This is a genomic window from Pseudomonas rustica (assembly GCF_018336155.1).
Lineage (GTDB): Bacteria > Pseudomonadota > Gammaproteobacteria > Pseudomonadales > Pseudomonadaceae > Aquipseudomonas > Aquipseudomonas rustica.
This window is the reverse complement of the sequence record NZ_JAGYHF010000001.1, coordinates 333,028-348,358: the sequence shown is the minus strand read 5'-3', so window position 1 is coordinate 348,358 and position 15,331 is coordinate 333,028. Positions and strand designations below refer to the sequence as shown.

15 protein-coding genes and 1 pseudogene are annotated in these 15,331 nt (G+C 59.6%); 10 read left to right on the top strand and 6 right to left on the bottom strand.

All coding sequences use genetic code 11. From position 1 onward, the window contains the following. Positions 1-100: 100 nt before the first annotated feature. The 3 genes from KFS80_RS01585 to KFS80_RS01575 all read right to left on the bottom strand — a co-directional run bounded on the left by KFS80_RS01585 (position 101) and on the right by KFS80_RS01575 (position 2,229). Positions 101-739 (bottom strand): LysE family translocator, encoded by a 639-nt coding sequence (locus KFS80_RS01585; protein ID WP_212543802.1) that lies wholly within the window; start codon positions 737-739, stop codon positions 101-103. 1 nt (position 740) lies between these two features. After that, the gene (locus tag KFS80_RS01580) at positions 741-1,511 is read right to left on the bottom strand and encodes a 2OG-Fe(II) oxygenase (RefSeq protein WP_053122688.1); all 771 of its coding nucleotides are present in this window, start codon (positions 1,509-1,511) and stop codon (positions 741-743) included. 91 nt (positions 1,512-1,602) lie between these two features. After that, the gene (locus tag KFS80_RS01575; RefSeq protein WP_212543801.1) at positions 1,603-2,229 is read right to left on the bottom strand and encodes an alanyl-tRNA editing protein; all 627 of its coding nucleotides are present in this window, start codon (positions 2,227-2,229) and stop codon (positions 1,603-1,605) included. 88 nt (positions 2,230-2,317) lie between these two features. Here KFS80_RS01575 and KFS80_RS01570 point away from each other — a divergent pair, with 88 nt between their 5' ends. Next, entirely contained in the window at positions 2,318-3,316 is a 999-nt protein-coding gene (locus KFS80_RS01570) for a LysR family transcriptional regulator (protein WP_212543800.1), read from the top strand. Between the two features lie 110 nt (positions 3,317-3,426). Here the strand turns inward: KFS80_RS01570 and KFS80_RS01565 are convergent, their stop codons facing one another. Together KFS80_RS01565 and KFS80_RS01560 are read right to left on the bottom strand one after the other, a co-directional pair. Continuing rightward, positions 3,427-3,834: a PA2817 family protein gene (locus KFS80_RS01565; RefSeq protein ID WP_053122680.1), complete on the bottom strand. Its 408-nt coding sequence runs from the start codon at positions 3,832-3,834 to the stop codon at positions 3,427-3,429. 74 nt (positions 3,835-3,908) lie between these two features. After that, entirely contained in the window at positions 3,909-6,356 is a 2,448-nt protein-coding gene (locus KFS80_RS01560) for an acyl-CoA dehydrogenase (protein ID WP_212543799.1), read from the bottom strand. A 249-nt stretch (positions 6,357-6,605) separates the two neighbouring features. Between KFS80_RS01560 and KFS80_RS01555 the strand changes: the two genes are divergently transcribed. The 5 genes and pseudogenes from KFS80_RS01555 to KFS80_RS01535 form a co-directional block, all read left to right on the top strand. After that, a complete protein-coding gene (locus tag KFS80_RS01555) occupies positions 6,606-7,265 on the top strand; it encodes a transglutaminase-like domain-containing protein (RefSeq protein WP_212543798.1) in 660 nt (219 codons plus the stop codon). A 43-nt stretch (positions 7,266-7,308) separates the two neighbouring features. Beyond that, complete coding sequence (locus tag KFS80_RS01550; protein WP_212543797.1) at positions 7,309-7,932, top strand: glutathione S-transferase family protein; 624 nt, start codon at positions 7,309-7,311, stop codon at positions 7,930-7,932. A 123-nt stretch (positions 7,933-8,055) separates the two neighbouring features. Next, a complete protein-coding gene (locus KFS80_RS01545; protein ID WP_053122667.1) occupies positions 8,056-8,988 on the top strand; it encodes an ABC transporter ATP-binding protein in 933 nt (310 codons plus the stop codon). Beyond that, positions 8,985-9,764 (top strand): ABC transporter permease, encoded by a 780-nt coding sequence (locus KFS80_RS01540; RefSeq protein WP_053122664.1) that lies wholly within the window; start codon positions 8,985-8,987, stop codon positions 9,762-9,764. Before KFS80_RS01545 ends, KFS80_RS01540 begins: the two co-directional genes overlap by 4 nt. Before the next feature lie 153 nt (positions 9,765-9,917). Next, positions 9,918-10,094 (top strand): annotated as a pseudogene (locus tag KFS80_RS01535) (ABC transporter permease); the annotation flags it as partial. Between the two features lie 156 nt (positions 10,095-10,250). Here KFS80_RS01535 and KFS80_RS01530 read toward each other — a convergent pair. After that, the gene (locus KFS80_RS01530; RefSeq protein WP_212543796.1) at positions 10,251-10,769 is read right to left on the bottom strand and encodes a DUF2062 domain-containing protein; all 519 of its coding nucleotides are present in this window, start codon (positions 10,767-10,769) and stop codon (positions 10,251-10,253) included. A 136-nt stretch (positions 10,770-10,905) separates the two neighbouring features. Between KFS80_RS01530 and KFS80_RS01525 the strand changes: the two genes are divergently transcribed. From KFS80_RS01525 to lpxK, 4 genes are all read left to right on the top strand, one after another. After that, entirely contained in the window at positions 10,906-13,140 is a 2,235-nt protein-coding gene (locus KFS80_RS01525; RefSeq protein ID WP_212543795.1) for a DNA internalization-related competence protein ComEC/Rec2, read from the top strand. 101 nt (positions 13,141-13,241) lie between these two features. Continuing rightward, a complete protein-coding gene (locus KFS80_RS01520; RefSeq protein WP_007908216.1) occupies positions 13,242-13,877 on the top strand; it encodes a MotA/TolQ/ExbB proton channel family protein in 636 nt (211 codons plus the stop codon). Then, positions 13,874-14,302 (top strand): ExbD/TolR family protein, encoded by a 429-nt coding sequence (locus KFS80_RS01515; RefSeq protein ID WP_053122649.1) that lies wholly within the window; start codon positions 13,874-13,876, stop codon positions 14,300-14,302. The genes KFS80_RS01520 and KFS80_RS01515 overlap by 4 nt, the downstream gene beginning before the upstream one ends. Then, positions 14,302-15,312, top strand: coding sequence for a tetraacyldisaccharide 4'-kinase (lpxK, locus tag KFS80_RS01510; protein WP_212543794.1), 1,011 nt, complete (start codon positions 14,302-14,304; stop codon positions 15,310-15,312). The genes KFS80_RS01515 and lpxK overlap by 1 nt, the downstream gene beginning before the upstream one ends. Positions 15,313-15,331 lie beyond the last annotated feature (19 nt).

Genomic DNA, 15,331 nt, shown 5'->3' with positions numbered 1-15,331 from the left:
CCTGCCGTGGGAGGCTCTAAACGGGATGTGTCGCACAGAACTGCAAAAGAGGCGCACAAATGAAAAAGTCCCGGCGGGCATCGCCGGGACTTTTTTTGCATTACATGGAGAGCATCAAGCGCCCGGCGAACAGAATCAAAATCACCCCCATGCTGCGTTCGAACCAGTGGCCCATGCGCATAAACAGCACGCGTACTTTGTTGCTGGAGAAGAACAGCGCGACGATCACAAACCACAGCGCGTTTACAAAACACATCCACAAACCATAGAAGGCCTGGATTTGCAGGGGCGTGCTGGCGCTGATGATCGTGGTGAAGATCGCCAGGAAAAACAGGGTTGCTTTGGGATTGGTTGCATTGGTCAGAAAACCGGTGCTGAACGCTTTGAACAAAGACTGTTCCACCAGTGGTTCCTCGGCCGTTTTTTCCCCTTCCAGTGCTGTCTTCGGTTTGCTGCGAATCAGACTGACACCGAGGTACAAAATGTAAGCACCGCCAACCACTTTCGCCACGGTCAGCAACCACGGCGTGGTGTGCATCAACGCGCCGACCCCAAGCAACGTGTACAAAACGTGCACGGAAATCCCCGCACCAATGCCCAGCGCGGTGCAGATCCCCACCGGCCTTCCGAAGCGCACGCTCTGGCGGATGGTCACCGCGAAATCAGGGCCGGGAGCGACCACGGCAAGGAAGTGAATGGTGGCCAGCGCCAGAAACTCGCCCAGGTAATTCGAATACATCTCAGCTCCAGAAAGTCAGGGGTGAAGCATTGCCGCGATAGCCGACAAAGAAGGAAAGGCTCAAACGCGGATCGGCCACGCCCGGGGTTACCGAGTGCATGCAGCGCGAATTGAACATGATGAAATCGCCGGGTTCGGGGCGTACCTCAAGGGCCGGGCGGCCTAACAGCGCCGGGTCGATGCCGTAGCTGTCGCCGCGCATTTCGTCGAACTGATCCGGCGTGATGTCGTCGTCCCACATCTGCAATGCGCCGCCCTCGGTGGGCATGTTCAGGTACACGTTGCAGGCAAATTGCGCATCGAGGCTGCGCGCCTGAAAACTGTCCGGGGCGTCCTTGGCGAAAATGTCGTGGTGGGCGAGAAAGCACACGCCGGGCTTCACCACGCGCGACAGGCCGACGTACATTTTGCGTCCGTAGAGGTTTTCCAGATGCGCACCGGCCGGCCAGGATTCGTCGAGCATGCAGCGCAGCGTGTCGACCGGCGAGGAGTAGGGCGCGCAGCGATGGCGGAGCTCGGCAATGTTGCGGGTGGCGAGTTCGAAGTAATCCTCGATCAGCATCGGCTGATTTTCTGCCTCGTAAAACGCCATGCCGATTCGGCCGATACTCGGCGCGTTGATGTAGCCCTCATAGCCCGGGGCGAGGATCTTGTCGCCAATTTCGATCGCCAGCGGCTTGGGCAAAAAGCCTTTGACGCGGATGGCGAGGACTTCTTCGTTGGCCAGTTTTTTTATGCACGTCTCATCGAGACGCTCGACGTCTAGCATCATTTTATTTTAGGTCCATCTATCGATAGTCAACGGAACCGGCGAGTGCGGTTCCACGGCGTCGGGCGCTGCGGGGCGGCAGCGCCCGAAATGCTCAATCCACGCTGTAGTGGACGGACAGCGTGCCCTTCTTCTGCGAGAGGGACGCGATCGTGACTGTGCCCAGATCCTTCAGGCTACGTACATGGGTGCCGCCGCAACCGTAGGCTGGCAGCTCACCGAAACTGATTTCCCGTGCGCCTTCGCGCAGCGAGGTGAGGCGTGGCAGATCGTGTTCGATCCACTGGCCGACGCCGTATTGAACGGTCTCGGCATCGACTTCCTGAGCGACATCGCTCGGTTTGAATTGCACTCGGCCTTCGTCCGGCCAGTGATGCGCCTTGATCGGTGTCCAGCCCATTGCCTGGACGAAATGACCGATCAGGTGACCGGCCGAATGCATGCGTGTGTTGAAGCGACGGCGATCTTCGTCGACGCGGATACAAGTCATGCCGAGCGCTACCGGGCGATCAACGAAATGCACGATGCGCTCTGGCTCCTGCACCACGCGCAGCACCTGGCTTTCGCCGATCCAGCCGGTATCGCAAGGCTGACCACCGCCCTGCGGGTGAAACAGGGTGGCACGGAGCACCACGGCATATTCGTTTTCGTGGGGTGTGCAGTCGAGGACTTCCACGTTGGCCTTGAGGTCATCACTGTGGAAAAACAGGCGAAGCGTCATGTTTCAGGCCTTATTAAAGTTCTGTTTTTATTATATGAATCGTGCAATAACGTGATAATCCATCCAAACATCAAAGGACTTGTGCGCTGTGAGCATCAATCTGCCGCTACCGCTGCTCGGTGAAATGGCGATTTTCGTCAAGGTCGTGGAGACCGGCAGCTTTTCTGAAGCGGCTCGCCAACTGGGCTCTTCGCCGTCGGCGGTCAGTCGCAGCATCTCGCGGTTGGAGAAAGCCCTGGCCACGCGCTTGTTGCAGCGCACCACGCGCAAACTGCGCTTGAGCGATGGCGGCGAAGAGGTGTTCAAGCGTTGTCAGGAGATGGTTAGCGCGGCAAAGTCGGTGATGGAAATCAGCGGCCAGTTCACCCACGAAGCGGAAGGGCTGGTGCGCGTCAGCGTGCCGAAAGCGGTGGGGCGCTTTGTGATTCATCCGCACATGCCGGAGTTTCTGCGGCGCTATCCCAAAGTCGATGTCGAGTTATTGCTGGAGGATCGGCAGGTCGATCTGATCGATGATCATGTTGATCTGGCCATCCGCATCACCGATCGGCCGCCGGCGGGGTTGGTCGGACGTCAATTGCTGACCATCGACCATATGCTCTGCGCCACGCCGCAATACCTCGCCGAGCACGGCACACCCACGCATCCGCATGACTTGCTCAATCACAGCTGTATTTATCTGGGCGAAACCCCGAGCGATGCGCGCTGGAAATTCAAGAAGGGCAGCAAAGCGGTGACGGTTGGTGTGCGTGGTCGCTATGCCGCCAATCACACTGGCGTGCGGTTGGGTGCAGTGTTGCAGCACATCGGCATTGGCAGCCTGCCGTACTTCACTGCGCGTTATGCGTTGGAGCAGAAGTTGGTGGTGCAGGTGTTGCCGGACTGGACGTTCCTGGCTTCGTATCACGGTGGGCTGTGGCTACTGCATTCGCCGACGCGGTATTTGCCGCCGAAGCTGCGGGTGCTTATCGATTTTCTGGTGGAGTGTCTGGAGAAGGAACCGACCCTGAGCAAGCCGGGGAAGGTGGGCAATACTAGTAACGCCGCGATGGCGTATGAACTGCCTGAAAGCGAAGGGTTGTTGTAGCGCAAAAGCAAAAGATCGCAGCCTGCGGCAGCTCCTACAGGGGATTGCGTAATTCCACTGTAGGAGCTGCCGAAGGCTGCGATCTTTTGATCTTCAACCAATCTATTTGATCAGTGCTTGCTGTCCTGAGCAGACATCGCCAGCAACTGCTTTTCCTGATTCCAGTCGAACGGTTCGTCGTTCTGTTCAGCTTCGAAACGACGTTCTTCCAGCGCCTGATACAAGTCGATTTCTTCATCGGCCAAGTAATGCAGGCAGTCACCGGCGAAGAACCACAGCAGATCCCGCGGGATCAGGTGGGCAATTTGCGGATAACGGCTAATCACTTGAGTCAGGATGTCCTGGCCCAGGTATTGGCTTTCGATCGGATCGATCGGCAACGAAGCGAGCAGTTCGTCGAAACGCTCCAGAAACAAGGCATGGCTTTCTTCGGGAACCTGTTCGGCCTCACCTACGGCGACCAGGATACTGCGCAGGTGGTCGAGCAACACAAGATGATCGGCAACGACGTTGGACACGAGATAAGTCCTCAAGAGCAAAACGGGCGCGGGAGTATAAAGCTCCTGCGCCCGCTTGGACATGGGTCTCAGGATCAGCGGACTTTGCCCTCTGCCTGTTTCAGCTCCTCTTTGTCGAAATCATCGACATCGATCACCTTGCGTCGCGCCGCTTCGGCATCACGCAGGCTCTGCGCTTCCACCGCTTGCAGTACGCCGGCCTCCAGTGCCGCGTCGATCGCGTGTTCGCCGGCGACCGGTTTGACCTGGCCGTTTTTCAGCGACGCATGCAGCTTTTTATGCAGCGGTTGCGCAGCCGTCAGCAGATCGCTGGCGTGTTGCAGCGCACCGACCGCATCGTCCGGCGATTGCGGGCGGTAGCAGCCGGCAAGCAATTCTTCCAGCGCCGGATCGCCTTTCGCCCGACCAATCACGCCAGCCACTTCGGCACCAAGTTTGTCCGACGGGCCTTTGTGACGACGGCCAAACGGGAAGACGATGACGCGCAGCAGGCAACCGAAGACTTTGTTCGGGAAGTTGCGCAGCAACTCATCCATGGCCCGCTCCGCCTGGCCGAGGCTTTCTTCCATCGCCCAGCGGAACAGCGGCTCCATGTAGGCCGGCGAATCCAGATCGTGATAACGCTTGAGCGCAGCCGAAGCCAGATACAAGTTGCTCAACACATCGCCCAGTCGCGCCGACAGACGCTCGCGGCGTTTCAGCTCACCGCCGAGCAGCATCATGCTGAAGTCGGCAAGCATCGCGAAAGCCGCTGCCTGACGGTTAAGCGCGCGGAAGTAGCCTTGGCTGATCTTGTCGCCCGGCGCATGTTCGAAGTGGCCGAAACCAAGGTTCAGCACCAGTGTGCTGGCGGCGTTGCTCACGGCAAAACCGATGTGCTTGAGCAGCAGGCCGTCGAACTCTTTCAGCGCCTGATCCTTGTCCTCACGACCGGCCAAGGCCATTTCCTTGAGCACGAACGGATGGCAGCGAATCGCGCCCTGACCGAAGATCATCAGGTTGCGCGACAGGATGTTCGCGCCTTCCACGGTGATGAAGATTGGCGCGCCGTTCCAGCTGCGCCCAAGGTAGTTGTTCGGGCCCATGATGATCGCCTTGCCGCCGTGGACATCCATGGCGTGGCTGATGCATTCGCGGCCGCGTTCGGTGAGGTGGTACTTGAGGATCGCCGACAGCACCGACGGTTTCTCGCCCAGATCCACCGCGTTGGCCGTGAGCATCCGCGCCGCGTCCATCATCCACGCGTTACCGCCGATGCGCGCCATCGCTTCCTGAATGCCTTCGAACGCCGACAGCGGCACGTTGAACTGCTCACGAATCTGCGCGTACTGGCCGGTGACCAGACTGGTGAATTTCGCCGCACCGGTACCCACCGCTGGCAAAGAGATCGAACGGCCGACCGACAGGCAGTTCATCAGCATCATCCAGCCTTTGCCGAGCATCTCTTGACCGCCGATAAGGAAGTCCAGCGGGATGAACACGTTTTTGCCCGAGTTCGGGCCGTTCATGAACGCCGCGCCCAATGGCAGGTGACGACGGCCGATTTCCACGCCATCGGTGTCAGTCGGAATCAGCGCCAGGCTGATGCCGAGGTCTTCCTTGTCGCCGAGCAAGTGTTCTGGGTCATACGCTTTGAATGCGAGGCCGAGCAGCGTCGCCACCGGGCCGAGGGTGATGTAGCGTTTTTCCCAGTTCAGGCGCAGACCAATGACTTCCTGACCTTCCCACTGACCTTTGCAGATAATCCCGGTGTCGGGCATTGCACCGGCATCGGAACCGGCGAGCGGGCCGGTGAGGGCGAAGCACGGAATGTCGTCGCCACGGGCCAGGCGTGGCAGGTAATGATTGCGTTGTTCGTCGGTGCCGTAATGCAGCAACAGTTCGGCCGGGCCGAGGGAGTTGGGCACCATCACGGTGGAGGCGAGGTCGCCGCTGCGGGTCGCGAGTTTCATCGCCACTTGCGAGTGGGCGTAAGCCGAGAAGCCTTTACCGCCAAATTCTTTCGGAATGATCAGGGCAAAAAAACCGTGTTCCTTGATGTGTGTCCAGGCCTCCGGCGGCAAGTCCATCGACTGGCCGATCTGCCAGTCAGTGACCATCGCGCACAGCTCTTCGGTCGGGCCATCGATGAAGGCTTGTTCTTCTTCGGTCAGTTGCACCTTGGGATAGGCCAGCAGTTTGTCCCAGTCCGGACGGCCGCTGAACAGCTCACCATCCCACCACACGGTGCCGGCATCGATCGCGTCGCGCTCGGTCTGCGACATCGGCGGCAGGGTTTTCTGGAACCAGTTGAACAGCGGCGCGGTGAAATGTTTGCGGCGCAGGTCAGGCAGCAGCAACGGCGCGGCGACCACCGCCAGCAGCACCCAGAACACCAGCAGCAGCCAGCCCGGTGCGTGACTGAAAATGCCCATTGCCAATAAGTAGACGGCAACGATGCCCAACGCGGGCAGCGGGGCGATACGCCGGTGGGCGATATACGCCACGCCGACAATCAAAACCAGTATCCACAACAACAGCATATTTCAGTCCTCCGTGAACCAAGGCAAATCGACCCTCCAGAGCTTAGACCGCATCTGCAAAACCGGGTGGTCAGACCAAGGTGATTGAAATCGTGGGAAACCCCGGATGGTGTTCGTAGGTTCGGTGGGCAACACGTGTGGGAAATCGTTCGGTGATCCCGCGTCTTTGCGTCCAAGTTTGGCCGAAACGTCGTTATCTCTGTGCTTGAGCTGTCGCTAGACTCCAGTTTCATCAAGGAGATTGTCGTCATGCACGAATATCTGAGTCCCGGCCGCTTCACCGATAGTGACCACCCGGCGGTGGTGGAGTTCGCTGAACGACACCGGGGTGCCAGCCGCGACCCGGTCGAGCAGGCGATCAATCTTTATTACGCCGTGCGCGAAGCGGTGCGCTACAACCCTTACACCTTCAGCCGTGATCCGCAAACCCTGCGTGGCAGCTATGCATTGGCGGCGGGGGAGAGTTATTGCGTGCCCAAAGCCACGCTGCTCGCCGGTTGCGCGCGGCATTGCGGGATCCCGGCGCGGATCGGTCTGGCCGACGTGAAGAATCATTTATCGACGCCACGTCTGCTCGAATTGCTGAAAAGCGACATGTTCGCCATGCACGGCTACACCGAGTTTTTCCTCAACGATCGTTGGGTAAAGGCCACACCGGCGTTCAACCAGAAACTCTGCGAACTGTTCAACGTCGCGCCGCTGGAATTCGACGGCATCAACGACAGTGTTTTCCATCCGTTCAACCGTGATGGCGCGCAATTGATGGAGTACCTGGTCGATCACGGCCAGTTCACCGATGTGCCGGAAACCTTCTTCTTCGAACACCTGGAAAAATGCTATCCGCACCTGTTCGGCGATCAGCAGCCACAACTGTTGGGTGACATGCACAGCGATGTAAGCCGCGTCTGATCCGGCGTATGCTGGCCGCCCACTCATTTGAAAAGAGGCGGTAATGCTGAAGATCTGGGGACGGAAAAACTCATCGAATGTCAGGAAGCCATTGTGGGCTGCCGAGGAACTCGGTCTGGCTTACGAGGCGATCGATGCCGGTGGCGCGTTCGGTGTGGTCGACACGCCGGAGTACCGGGCGATGAATCCGAACGGGCGTGTGCCGGTGATTGAAGACGACGGTTTCGTGCTGTGGGAATCCAACGCCATCGTGCGTTATCTGCTGGCTAAATATGCGCCTGATAGCGCTTGGTATTCAGCGGATCCGCAAGCCCGCGCCATCGCTGACAAGTGGATGGACTGGACCAGTTCGAGCTTTGCCGGGCCGTTCCGCACAGTGTTCTGGGGCGTACTGCGCACCCCGGCGGACAAGCAGGACTGGCCTGCGATCAACGCCGCGATCAAGGAATGCACCGAGTTGCTGAGCATGGCCGACGAGGCGCTGGTCAGCCAACCGTACCTGTCCGGAAAAGACATCGGCATGGGCGATATTCCACTGGGCAGTTTCATTTATGCCTGGTTCGAGATGCCCATCGAACGCGCCCCGCAACCGCATCTGCAAGCCTGGTACGAGCGCCTGAAGCAGCGTCCGGCCTACAAAAAAGCCGTTATGACCGCGTTGACTTAATACCTACTATCGACACACTTGACTGTACTTGTACGGCGGCGGCAAGCACCATTGCGCACTTGCGCTGCGGTTGGATCCATCGCCGCCGTCTCCTTTCTCCCTTCCATGGTGCGTAAATCAGATATGAGTTCCGCTCTGTCCATCCGGCAGCTAACCAAAACCTACGGCAACGGGTTCCAGGCCTTGAGTGGTATCGATCTGGACGTCGCCGAAGGTGACTTTTTCGCCTTGCTCGGCCCCAACGGTGCCGGCAAATCCACGACCATCGGCATTCTCTCGACCCTGGTCAACAAGACCAGCGGCAGCGTGAATATCTTCGGTCATGACCTCGACAAGAATCCAGCGCAGCTCAAGCGCTCGATCGGCGTGGTGCCGCAGGAATTCAACTTCAATCAGTTTGAGAAGACCTTCGACATCGTCGTCACTCAGGCCGGTTACTACGGCATTCCGGCGAAGATCGCCAAGGAACGCGCCGAGCAGTACCTGACGCAACTGGGCTTGTGGGACAAGCGCGATGTGCCGTCGCGTTCGCTGTCCGGCGGCATGAAGCGCCGTTTGATGATCGCCCGCGCGCTGGTGCACGAACCGCGTCTGCTGATCCTCGATGAACCGACCGCAGGCGTCGACATCGAGTTGCGCCGCTCGATGTGGACGTTCCTCACCGAGTTGAACCAGAAAGGCATCACCATCATCCTCACCACGCATTATCTGGAGGAGGCTGAGCAGCTGTGCCGCAACATCGGCATTATCGACCACGGCACCATCGTCGAGAACACCAGCATGAAACAGTTGCTGGGCCAGTTGCACGTCGAAACCTTCTTGCTCGATCTGAAAAACGACTTGAGCGTCACGCCGCAATTGCTCGGCTACCCCGCGCGGTTGATCGACAGCCATACCCTGGAAGTCCAGGTCGACAAATCCATGGGCATCACGGCGTTGTTCACTCAATTGGCGCAGCAGAACATCGAAGTGCTGAGCCTGCGCAACAAAACCAATCGCCTTGAGGAGCTGTTCGTGTCCCTGGTGGAGAAAAATCTGTCGAAGGTGGCGGTATGAGTTCTGAGTTACGTCCCAACCTCGTCGCCCTCAACACCATCGTTTATCGCGAGGTCCGACGCTTCACGCGGATCTGGCCGCAGACCCTGCTGCCGCCGGCGATCACCATGGTTTTGTACTTTGTGATCTTCGGTAACCTGATCGGTCGGCAGATCGGCGACATGGGTGGCTTCACCTACATGCAGTACATCGTGCCGGGGCTGATCATGATGTCGGTGATCACCAACTCTTACGGCAACGTGGTCTCGAGTTTCTTCGGCAGCAAGTTCCAGCGCTCCATCGAGGAATTGATGGTCTCGCCGGTGTCGCCGCACACGATCCTGATCGGTTATACCTGCGGCGGCGTGCTGCGCGGTTTGATGGTCGGCGTGATCGTGACGATTCTGTCGATGTTCTTCACCGATTTGCAGGTGCATCACCTCGGCGTGACGATTTTGGTGGTGGTACTGACGGCGACGATCTTCTCGCTGCTGGGCTTTATCAACGCCGTGTTCGCGCGCAACTTCGATGATATTTCGATCATTCCGACGTTCGTGCTGACGCCGCTGACTTATCTGGGCGGCGTGTTCTATTCGATCACCTTGCTGCCGCCGTTCTGGCAGACCGTATCGCTGGCCAACCCGGTGCTGCACATGGTCAACGCCTTCCGTTACGGCATTCTCGGTGTGTCGGACATCAAGATCGGCATCGCCATCACCTTCATGCTGGTGGCGACGGTGGTGCTGTACCTCGGTTGTGCGCGATTGCTGGTGAGTGGGCGCGGGATGCGTACCTGATCCACACGCAATCCCTGTAGGAGCTGCCGAAGGCTGCGATCTTTTGATCTTGAAGATCACAATCAAAAGATCGCAGCGTGCCGCAGCTCCTACAGATATTGGCCAGACCGCAAAAAACAAAAAGGCCTCCCATTGCGGAGGCCTTTTTGCATTGAGAATGTGTCGTTGGTCAACCCGTTGCTGCACATGGTCAACGCCTTCCGTTACGGCATTCTCGGTGTGTCCGACATCAAGATCGGCATCGCCATCACCTTCATGCTGGTGGCGACGGTGGTGCTGTACCTCGGTTGTGCGCGGTTGCTGGTGAGTGGACGCGGGATGCGTACCTGATCCACACACACACAATCCCTGTAGGAGCTGCCGAAGGCTGCGATCTTTTGATCTTGAAGATCACAATCAAAAGATCGCAGCGTGCCGCAGCTCCTACAGTTCGTGTCCAGATAAAACAAATCAAAACGGCCTCCCATCGCGGAGGCCGTTTTGCATTCAGGATTTGCGACTTTTCTTGCGCCGTGCCCACTGCCGCGCCACCCACCAACGCCAATACATCATCACCATAAAATAGGCGAGGGCACCGAGCACCAGTCCCACCACCACCGACCCCAGCAAAAACGGCTGCCACAACGTCGACAACTCACCGCTGATCCATTCCCAGGTCAACTCATCGGGCAGATGCCGCGCGGGTACATCCATCAACCACGCCCCGGCTTGATAGGTGCAGAAAAACACCGCCGGCATGGTGATCGGATTGGTCAGCCAGACCAGACTCACCGCAATCGGCATATTGCCGCGCACCATGACGGCAAGCGCAGCAGCCACCAGCATCTGCGCCGGAATCGGCAGGAAAGCGGCAAACAATCCGACCGCCATCGCCCGCGCGACCGAGTGGCGATTGAGGTGCCAGAGGTTCGGGTCATGCAGCAACTTACCGAGAAAGCGTAAGGATTTGTGTTCCCTGATGCTCGTCGGGTCGGGCATGTAACGTTTGAATAAGCGCCGGGGCATAAGGCTTCTCGGTCGGTTAAGGCGGCAAGTATGTCTGGATTCGATGAACCGCCCATTCAGACTTTGTGACAATTGTTGACGGCGCGAGTGCGCAACACCCGCTATGCCTAAGAACGGGACTCTCAAGGACGGGCTTATGCGCACAGGGATGATGGCGCTGGCAGTCGGTCTGCTGGCCCCGATGTTTTTACCGGCATTACCGCCGGTCGGGTTGATGCTGGTGTTGCCGGTGGTGGGTTTGATGCTGCTGCCGTTTCGCACCTATCCATTGGCGTTTTTATTGTTTGGCTTTACCTGGGCTTGTGTCAGCGCGCAATGGGCGCTGAATGATCGATTGCCCGCGCATCTCGACGGTGAAACCCGTTGGCTCGAAGGGCGGGTGGTTGGCTTGCCGCAAAATGCGGACGGCGTGGTGCGTTTCGAACTGGCCGATGCGCACTCGCGACACGAAAAACTGCCGTCGCTGCTGCGTCTGGCCTGGTACGCCGGGCCGCCGGTCAACAGCGGCGAGCGTTGGCGATTGGCGGTCAAACTCAAGCGTCCAGTTGGTTTGCTCAATCCGGATGCGTTCGATCACGAGGCGTGGCTGCTCGCGCAACGTGTCGGCGCGACCGGCACAATCAAGGATGGCCAGCGCCTGAGTGAAGCACGCTGGGCCTGGCGCGACAGCATTCGTCAGCGCTTGCTGGCAGTGGACGCGCAAGGTCGCGCCGGAGCATTGGCGGCGCTGGTGCTGGGCGACGGTTCGGGGCTCAGCCGTGAGGATTGGCAGATTTTGCAGGACACCGGCACCGTGCATTTGCTGGTGATTTCCGGGCAGCACATCGGTTTGCTGGCGGCGGTTATGTACCTGCTGGTCGCCGGGCTCGCGCGTTTTGGACTGTGGCCATTGCGCTGGCCATGGTTGCCGTGGGCCTGCGGATTGGCGTTCGCGGCGGCGCTGGGGTACGCCTTGCTCGCTGGTTTCGACGTGCCGGTGCAGCGCGCCTGCGTGATGGTCGGATTGGTGTTGTTGTGGCGCCTGCGCTTTCGTCATCTGGGTGCATGGTGGCCGCTGCTGCTGGCGTTCAACGGCGTTCTGTTGCTGGAACCGCTCGCCAGTTTGCGTCCGGGTTTGTGGTTGTCGTTCGCGGCGGTGGCGGTGTTGATTTTCACCTTTGGCGGCCGCTTGGGCGCGTGGCGTTGGTGGCAAACGTGGACGCGGGCGCAATGGTTGATTGCCATCGGTTTATGCCCGGTGCTGCTGGCGCTGAACCTGCCGATCAGTCTGAGCGGGCCGCTGGCGAATTTGCTCGCGGTGCCCTGGATCAGTCTGGTGGTGTTGCCGCCGGCGCTGCTCGGCACTGTGTTGTTGCCGCTACCCTATGTCGGCGAAGGACTGCTGTGGCTGGCCGGAGGTTTGATCGATTGGCTGTTTCGCGCGCTGGCACTGATTGCCGGGCAATGGCCTGCGTGGATTGCACCGTCGATATCGATCTGGGTGTGGATTCTCGGCAGTCTCGGCGCCGTGCTGTTGCTATTGCCACGCGGGGTGCCGCTGCGACCACTGGGCTGGCCGTTGTTGCTGATTCTGGTGGTGCCGCCGCGCGAGCGACTGGACGAAGGACTGGCCGATGTCTGGCAGCTCGATGTCGGCCAAGGCCTGGCGATCCTGATCCGAACCCGCCATCACACGCTGCTGTACGACGCCGGCCCGCGCTTCGGCGATTTCGATCTCGGTGAACGCGTGGTGCTGCCAGCCCTGCGTAAACTCAGCGTGGACAATCTTGATGTGATGCTGCTCAGTCACGCCGACGCCGATCATGCCGGCGGTGCGCTGGCGATTGCGCGGGGCATGAAAGTCGTCCGTGTATTGAGCGGCGATCCGCCGGGCCTGCCTGCCGAATTGAGCGCTGAGGCCTGCGAAAGTGGCGAGCAATGGCAGTGGGACAGCGTGCGTTTTCAACTGTGGATGTGGGCGGACGCCCGCGACAGCAATCAGCGCTCCTGCGTGTTGCAGATCGAAGCCAACGGCGAGCGTTTGCTGCTGACCGGCGATATCGATGTGCATGCCGAGCGCGTTCTGCTCGACAGTCCGTTGGCGGTGCCAACGCAATGGCTGCAATCCCCGCACCATGGCAGTCGTAGCTCATCATCCATGGCCCTGCTCAACGCGCTGAAGCCCGAAGCCGTGCTGATCTCCCGAGGCCACGGCAACGCCTTCGGCCATCCGCACCCGACCGTGCTGGCGCGTTATCGCAAGCAAGGCCTGCGCATCTACGACAGCGCCGAGCAGGGTGCCATTCATCTGCAACTGGGCCGCTTTCAAGCGCCATGGACGATGCGTCAACAGCGGCGTTTCTGGCGCGATCCGCCTGCGCTCGCCCGTTGATCGGTGCCAGCATGGATGGCACATCACGGTCGTCGGAGCGGCGGGTCTTAATCGCGGATCGGTATGGTAAAGTGGCGCACTTTTTCGAGGGGACTGTCACTGTGTGGGAATTGGTCAAATCCGGCGGCTGGATGATGTTGCCGATCATTCTGAGCTCCATCGCGGCCATGGCGATTGTCGCCGAGCGCCTGTGGACCCTGCGCGCCAGTCGCGTCACCCCCGAGCATCTGTTGGGCCAGGTCTGGGTCTGGATCAAGGACAAACAGCTCAATAAAGAAAAACTCAAGGAATTGCGCGCCAACTCGCCGCTGGGGGAAATCCTCGCCGCGGGTCTGGCCAACTCCAAGCATGGTCGCGAGATCATGAAAGAGTGCATCGAAGAGGCCGCCGCCCGCGTCATTCACGAGCTCGAACGCTACGTCAATGCGCTGGGCACCATCGCCGCGATGTCGCCGCTGCTGGGGCTGTTGGGTACGGTGCTGGGCATGATCGACATTTTCAGCGCCTTCACCGGTTCCGGCATGACCACCAACGCCTCGGTATTGGCCGGTGGTATCTCGAAAGCGCTGATCACCACGGCGGCTGGCCTGATGGTCGGTATTCCGGCGGTGTTCTTCCACCGGTTCCTGCAACGCCGCATCGACGAGTTGGTGGTCGGCATGGAGCAGGAAGCGATCAAACTGGTTGAAGTGGTGCAGGGCGACCGTGACGTCGATCTGGCCGAGGGCCGCGCGTGAAATTCCGTCGCAAACCACGGGAAACGATCGACATCAACCTCGCGTCGCTGATCGACGTGGTGTTTATCCTGCTGCTGTTTTTCGTCGTGACCACCACGTTTACCCGCGAAACCCAGTTGCGCGTTGATCTGCCGGAAGCCGTCAGCGGCTCGCCCGCCGAAGATCAGCAGCTCAAGCAGATCGACGTGGCCATCAGCGCTGAGGGCGTGTTTTCGGTGAACAACAAGATTCTGCCGAAAAACGATCTGGCGACGTTGATGGACGCGATGCAGAAAGAATCCAACGGTGACACCAATATGCCGTTGTCGATCAGTGCTGACGGCAAGACTCAGCACCAATCCGTGATCACCGCCATGGACGCGGCCGGCAAGCTCGGTTTCAGCCATCTGCGCATGACCACTGTCGAGGCGGCGCCCAAATCCTGATGAGCCTGTCCGATCGCTTGCTCGCCGCGTGGTATCAGGGGCACCCGGCCCTGACACTGTTACGGCCGCTGGAAATGTTGTATCGCCGCGTGGTGGTCAACAAGCGTCAGCGTTTTCTCGATGGCCGGGGCGAAATTTATCAGCCGCCCGTGCCATTGATCGTGGTCGGCAATATCACCGTGGGTGGCACCGGCAAAACGCCGATGATCCTTTGGTTGATCGAACACTGCCGGCGCAGCGGTTTGCGGGTTGGTGTGGTCAGCCGTGGTTACGGGGCGAAGCCTCCGCAATTGCCATGGCGCGTTGACGCGGATCAAACCGCTGACATCGCTGGCGACGAGCCACTGCTGATCGTCCAGCGCACCGGCGTGCCATTGATGATCGATCCCGATCGCAGCGCCGCCGTCAAAGCCTTGCTCGCCAGCGAACCGCTGGATCTGATTCTCTCCGACGATGGCATGCAGCATTACCGTCTGGCGCGAGACCTGGAGCTGGTGTTGATTGATGCCGCTCGCGGTCTCGGCAACAAGCGCTGCCTGCCGGCCGGGCCGTTGCGTGAGCCGATCGAACGTCTGCAGAGCGTCGACGGCGTATTGTTCAACGGTGCCACCGAAGATCGCGACGACGGTTTCGCTTTCCATCTGCAACCGACCGCGCTGGTTAATCTGCGCAGTGGCGAGCGCAAGTCGCTCGAGCATTTTGCGCCGGGTCAGAGCGTCCACGCGGTCGCCGGGATCGGCAATCCGCAACGTTTCTTCAATACCCTCGAAGCGCTAGACTGGCGCGCAGTCCCGCATGCATTTGCTGACCACGCTGAATACAGCGTGCAGGCGTTGAATTTCACACCGTCATTGCCGTTGGTGATGACCGAAAAGGACGCGGTGAAGTGCCGTGCCTTCGCTGCTGCCGACTGGTGGTATCTGGCGGTCGATGCCGTGCCGTCGCCGGCCTTCGTGGCCTGGTTCGACACACAGCTGATGCGCCTGATGCCCGATCGGCTTTTGCCTTAACTCATTTATCAGGGAAAGT

Coding starts and splice junctions, on each gene's coding strand:
- KFS80_RS01585 (WP_212543802.1), bottom strand. CDS start 739: ATGTATTCGAATTACCTGGGCGAGTTTCTGGCGCTGGCCACCATTCAC.
- KFS80_RS01580 (WP_053122688.1), bottom strand. CDS start 1,511: ATGATGCTAGACGTCGAGCGTCTCGATGAGACGTGCATAAAAAAACTG.
- KFS80_RS01575 (WP_212543801.1), bottom strand. CDS start 2,229: ATGACGCTTCGCCTGTTTTTCCACAGTGATGACCTCAAGGCCAACGTG.
- KFS80_RS01560 (WP_212543799.1), bottom strand. CDS start 6,356: ATGCTGTTGTTGTGGATACTGGTTTTGATTGTCGGCGTGGCGTATATC.
- KFS80_RS01555 (WP_212543798.1), top strand. CDS start 6,606: ATGCACGAATATCTGAGTCCCGGCCGCTTCACCGATAGTGACCACCCG.
- KFS80_RS01550 (WP_212543797.1), top strand. CDS start 7,309: ATGCTGAAGATCTGGGGACGGAAAAACTCATCGAATGTCAGGAAGCCA.
- KFS80_RS01545 (WP_053122667.1), top strand. CDS start 8,056: ATGAGTTCCGCTCTGTCCATCCGGCAGCTAACCAAAACCTACGGCAAC.
- KFS80_RS01540 (WP_053122664.1), top strand. CDS start 8,985: ATGAGTTCTGAGTTACGTCCCAACCTCGTCGCCCTCAACACCATCGTT.
- KFS80_RS01530 (WP_212543796.1), bottom strand. CDS start 10,769: ATGCCCCGGCGCTTATTCAAACGTTACATGCCCGACCCGACGAGCATC.
- KFS80_RS01525 (WP_212543795.1), top strand. CDS start 10,906: ATGCGCACAGGGATGATGGCGCTGGCAGTCGGTCTGCTGGCCCCGATG.
- lpxK (WP_212543794.1), top strand. CDS start 14,302: ATGAGCCTGTCCGATCGCTTGCTCGCCGCGTGGTATCAGGGGCACCCG.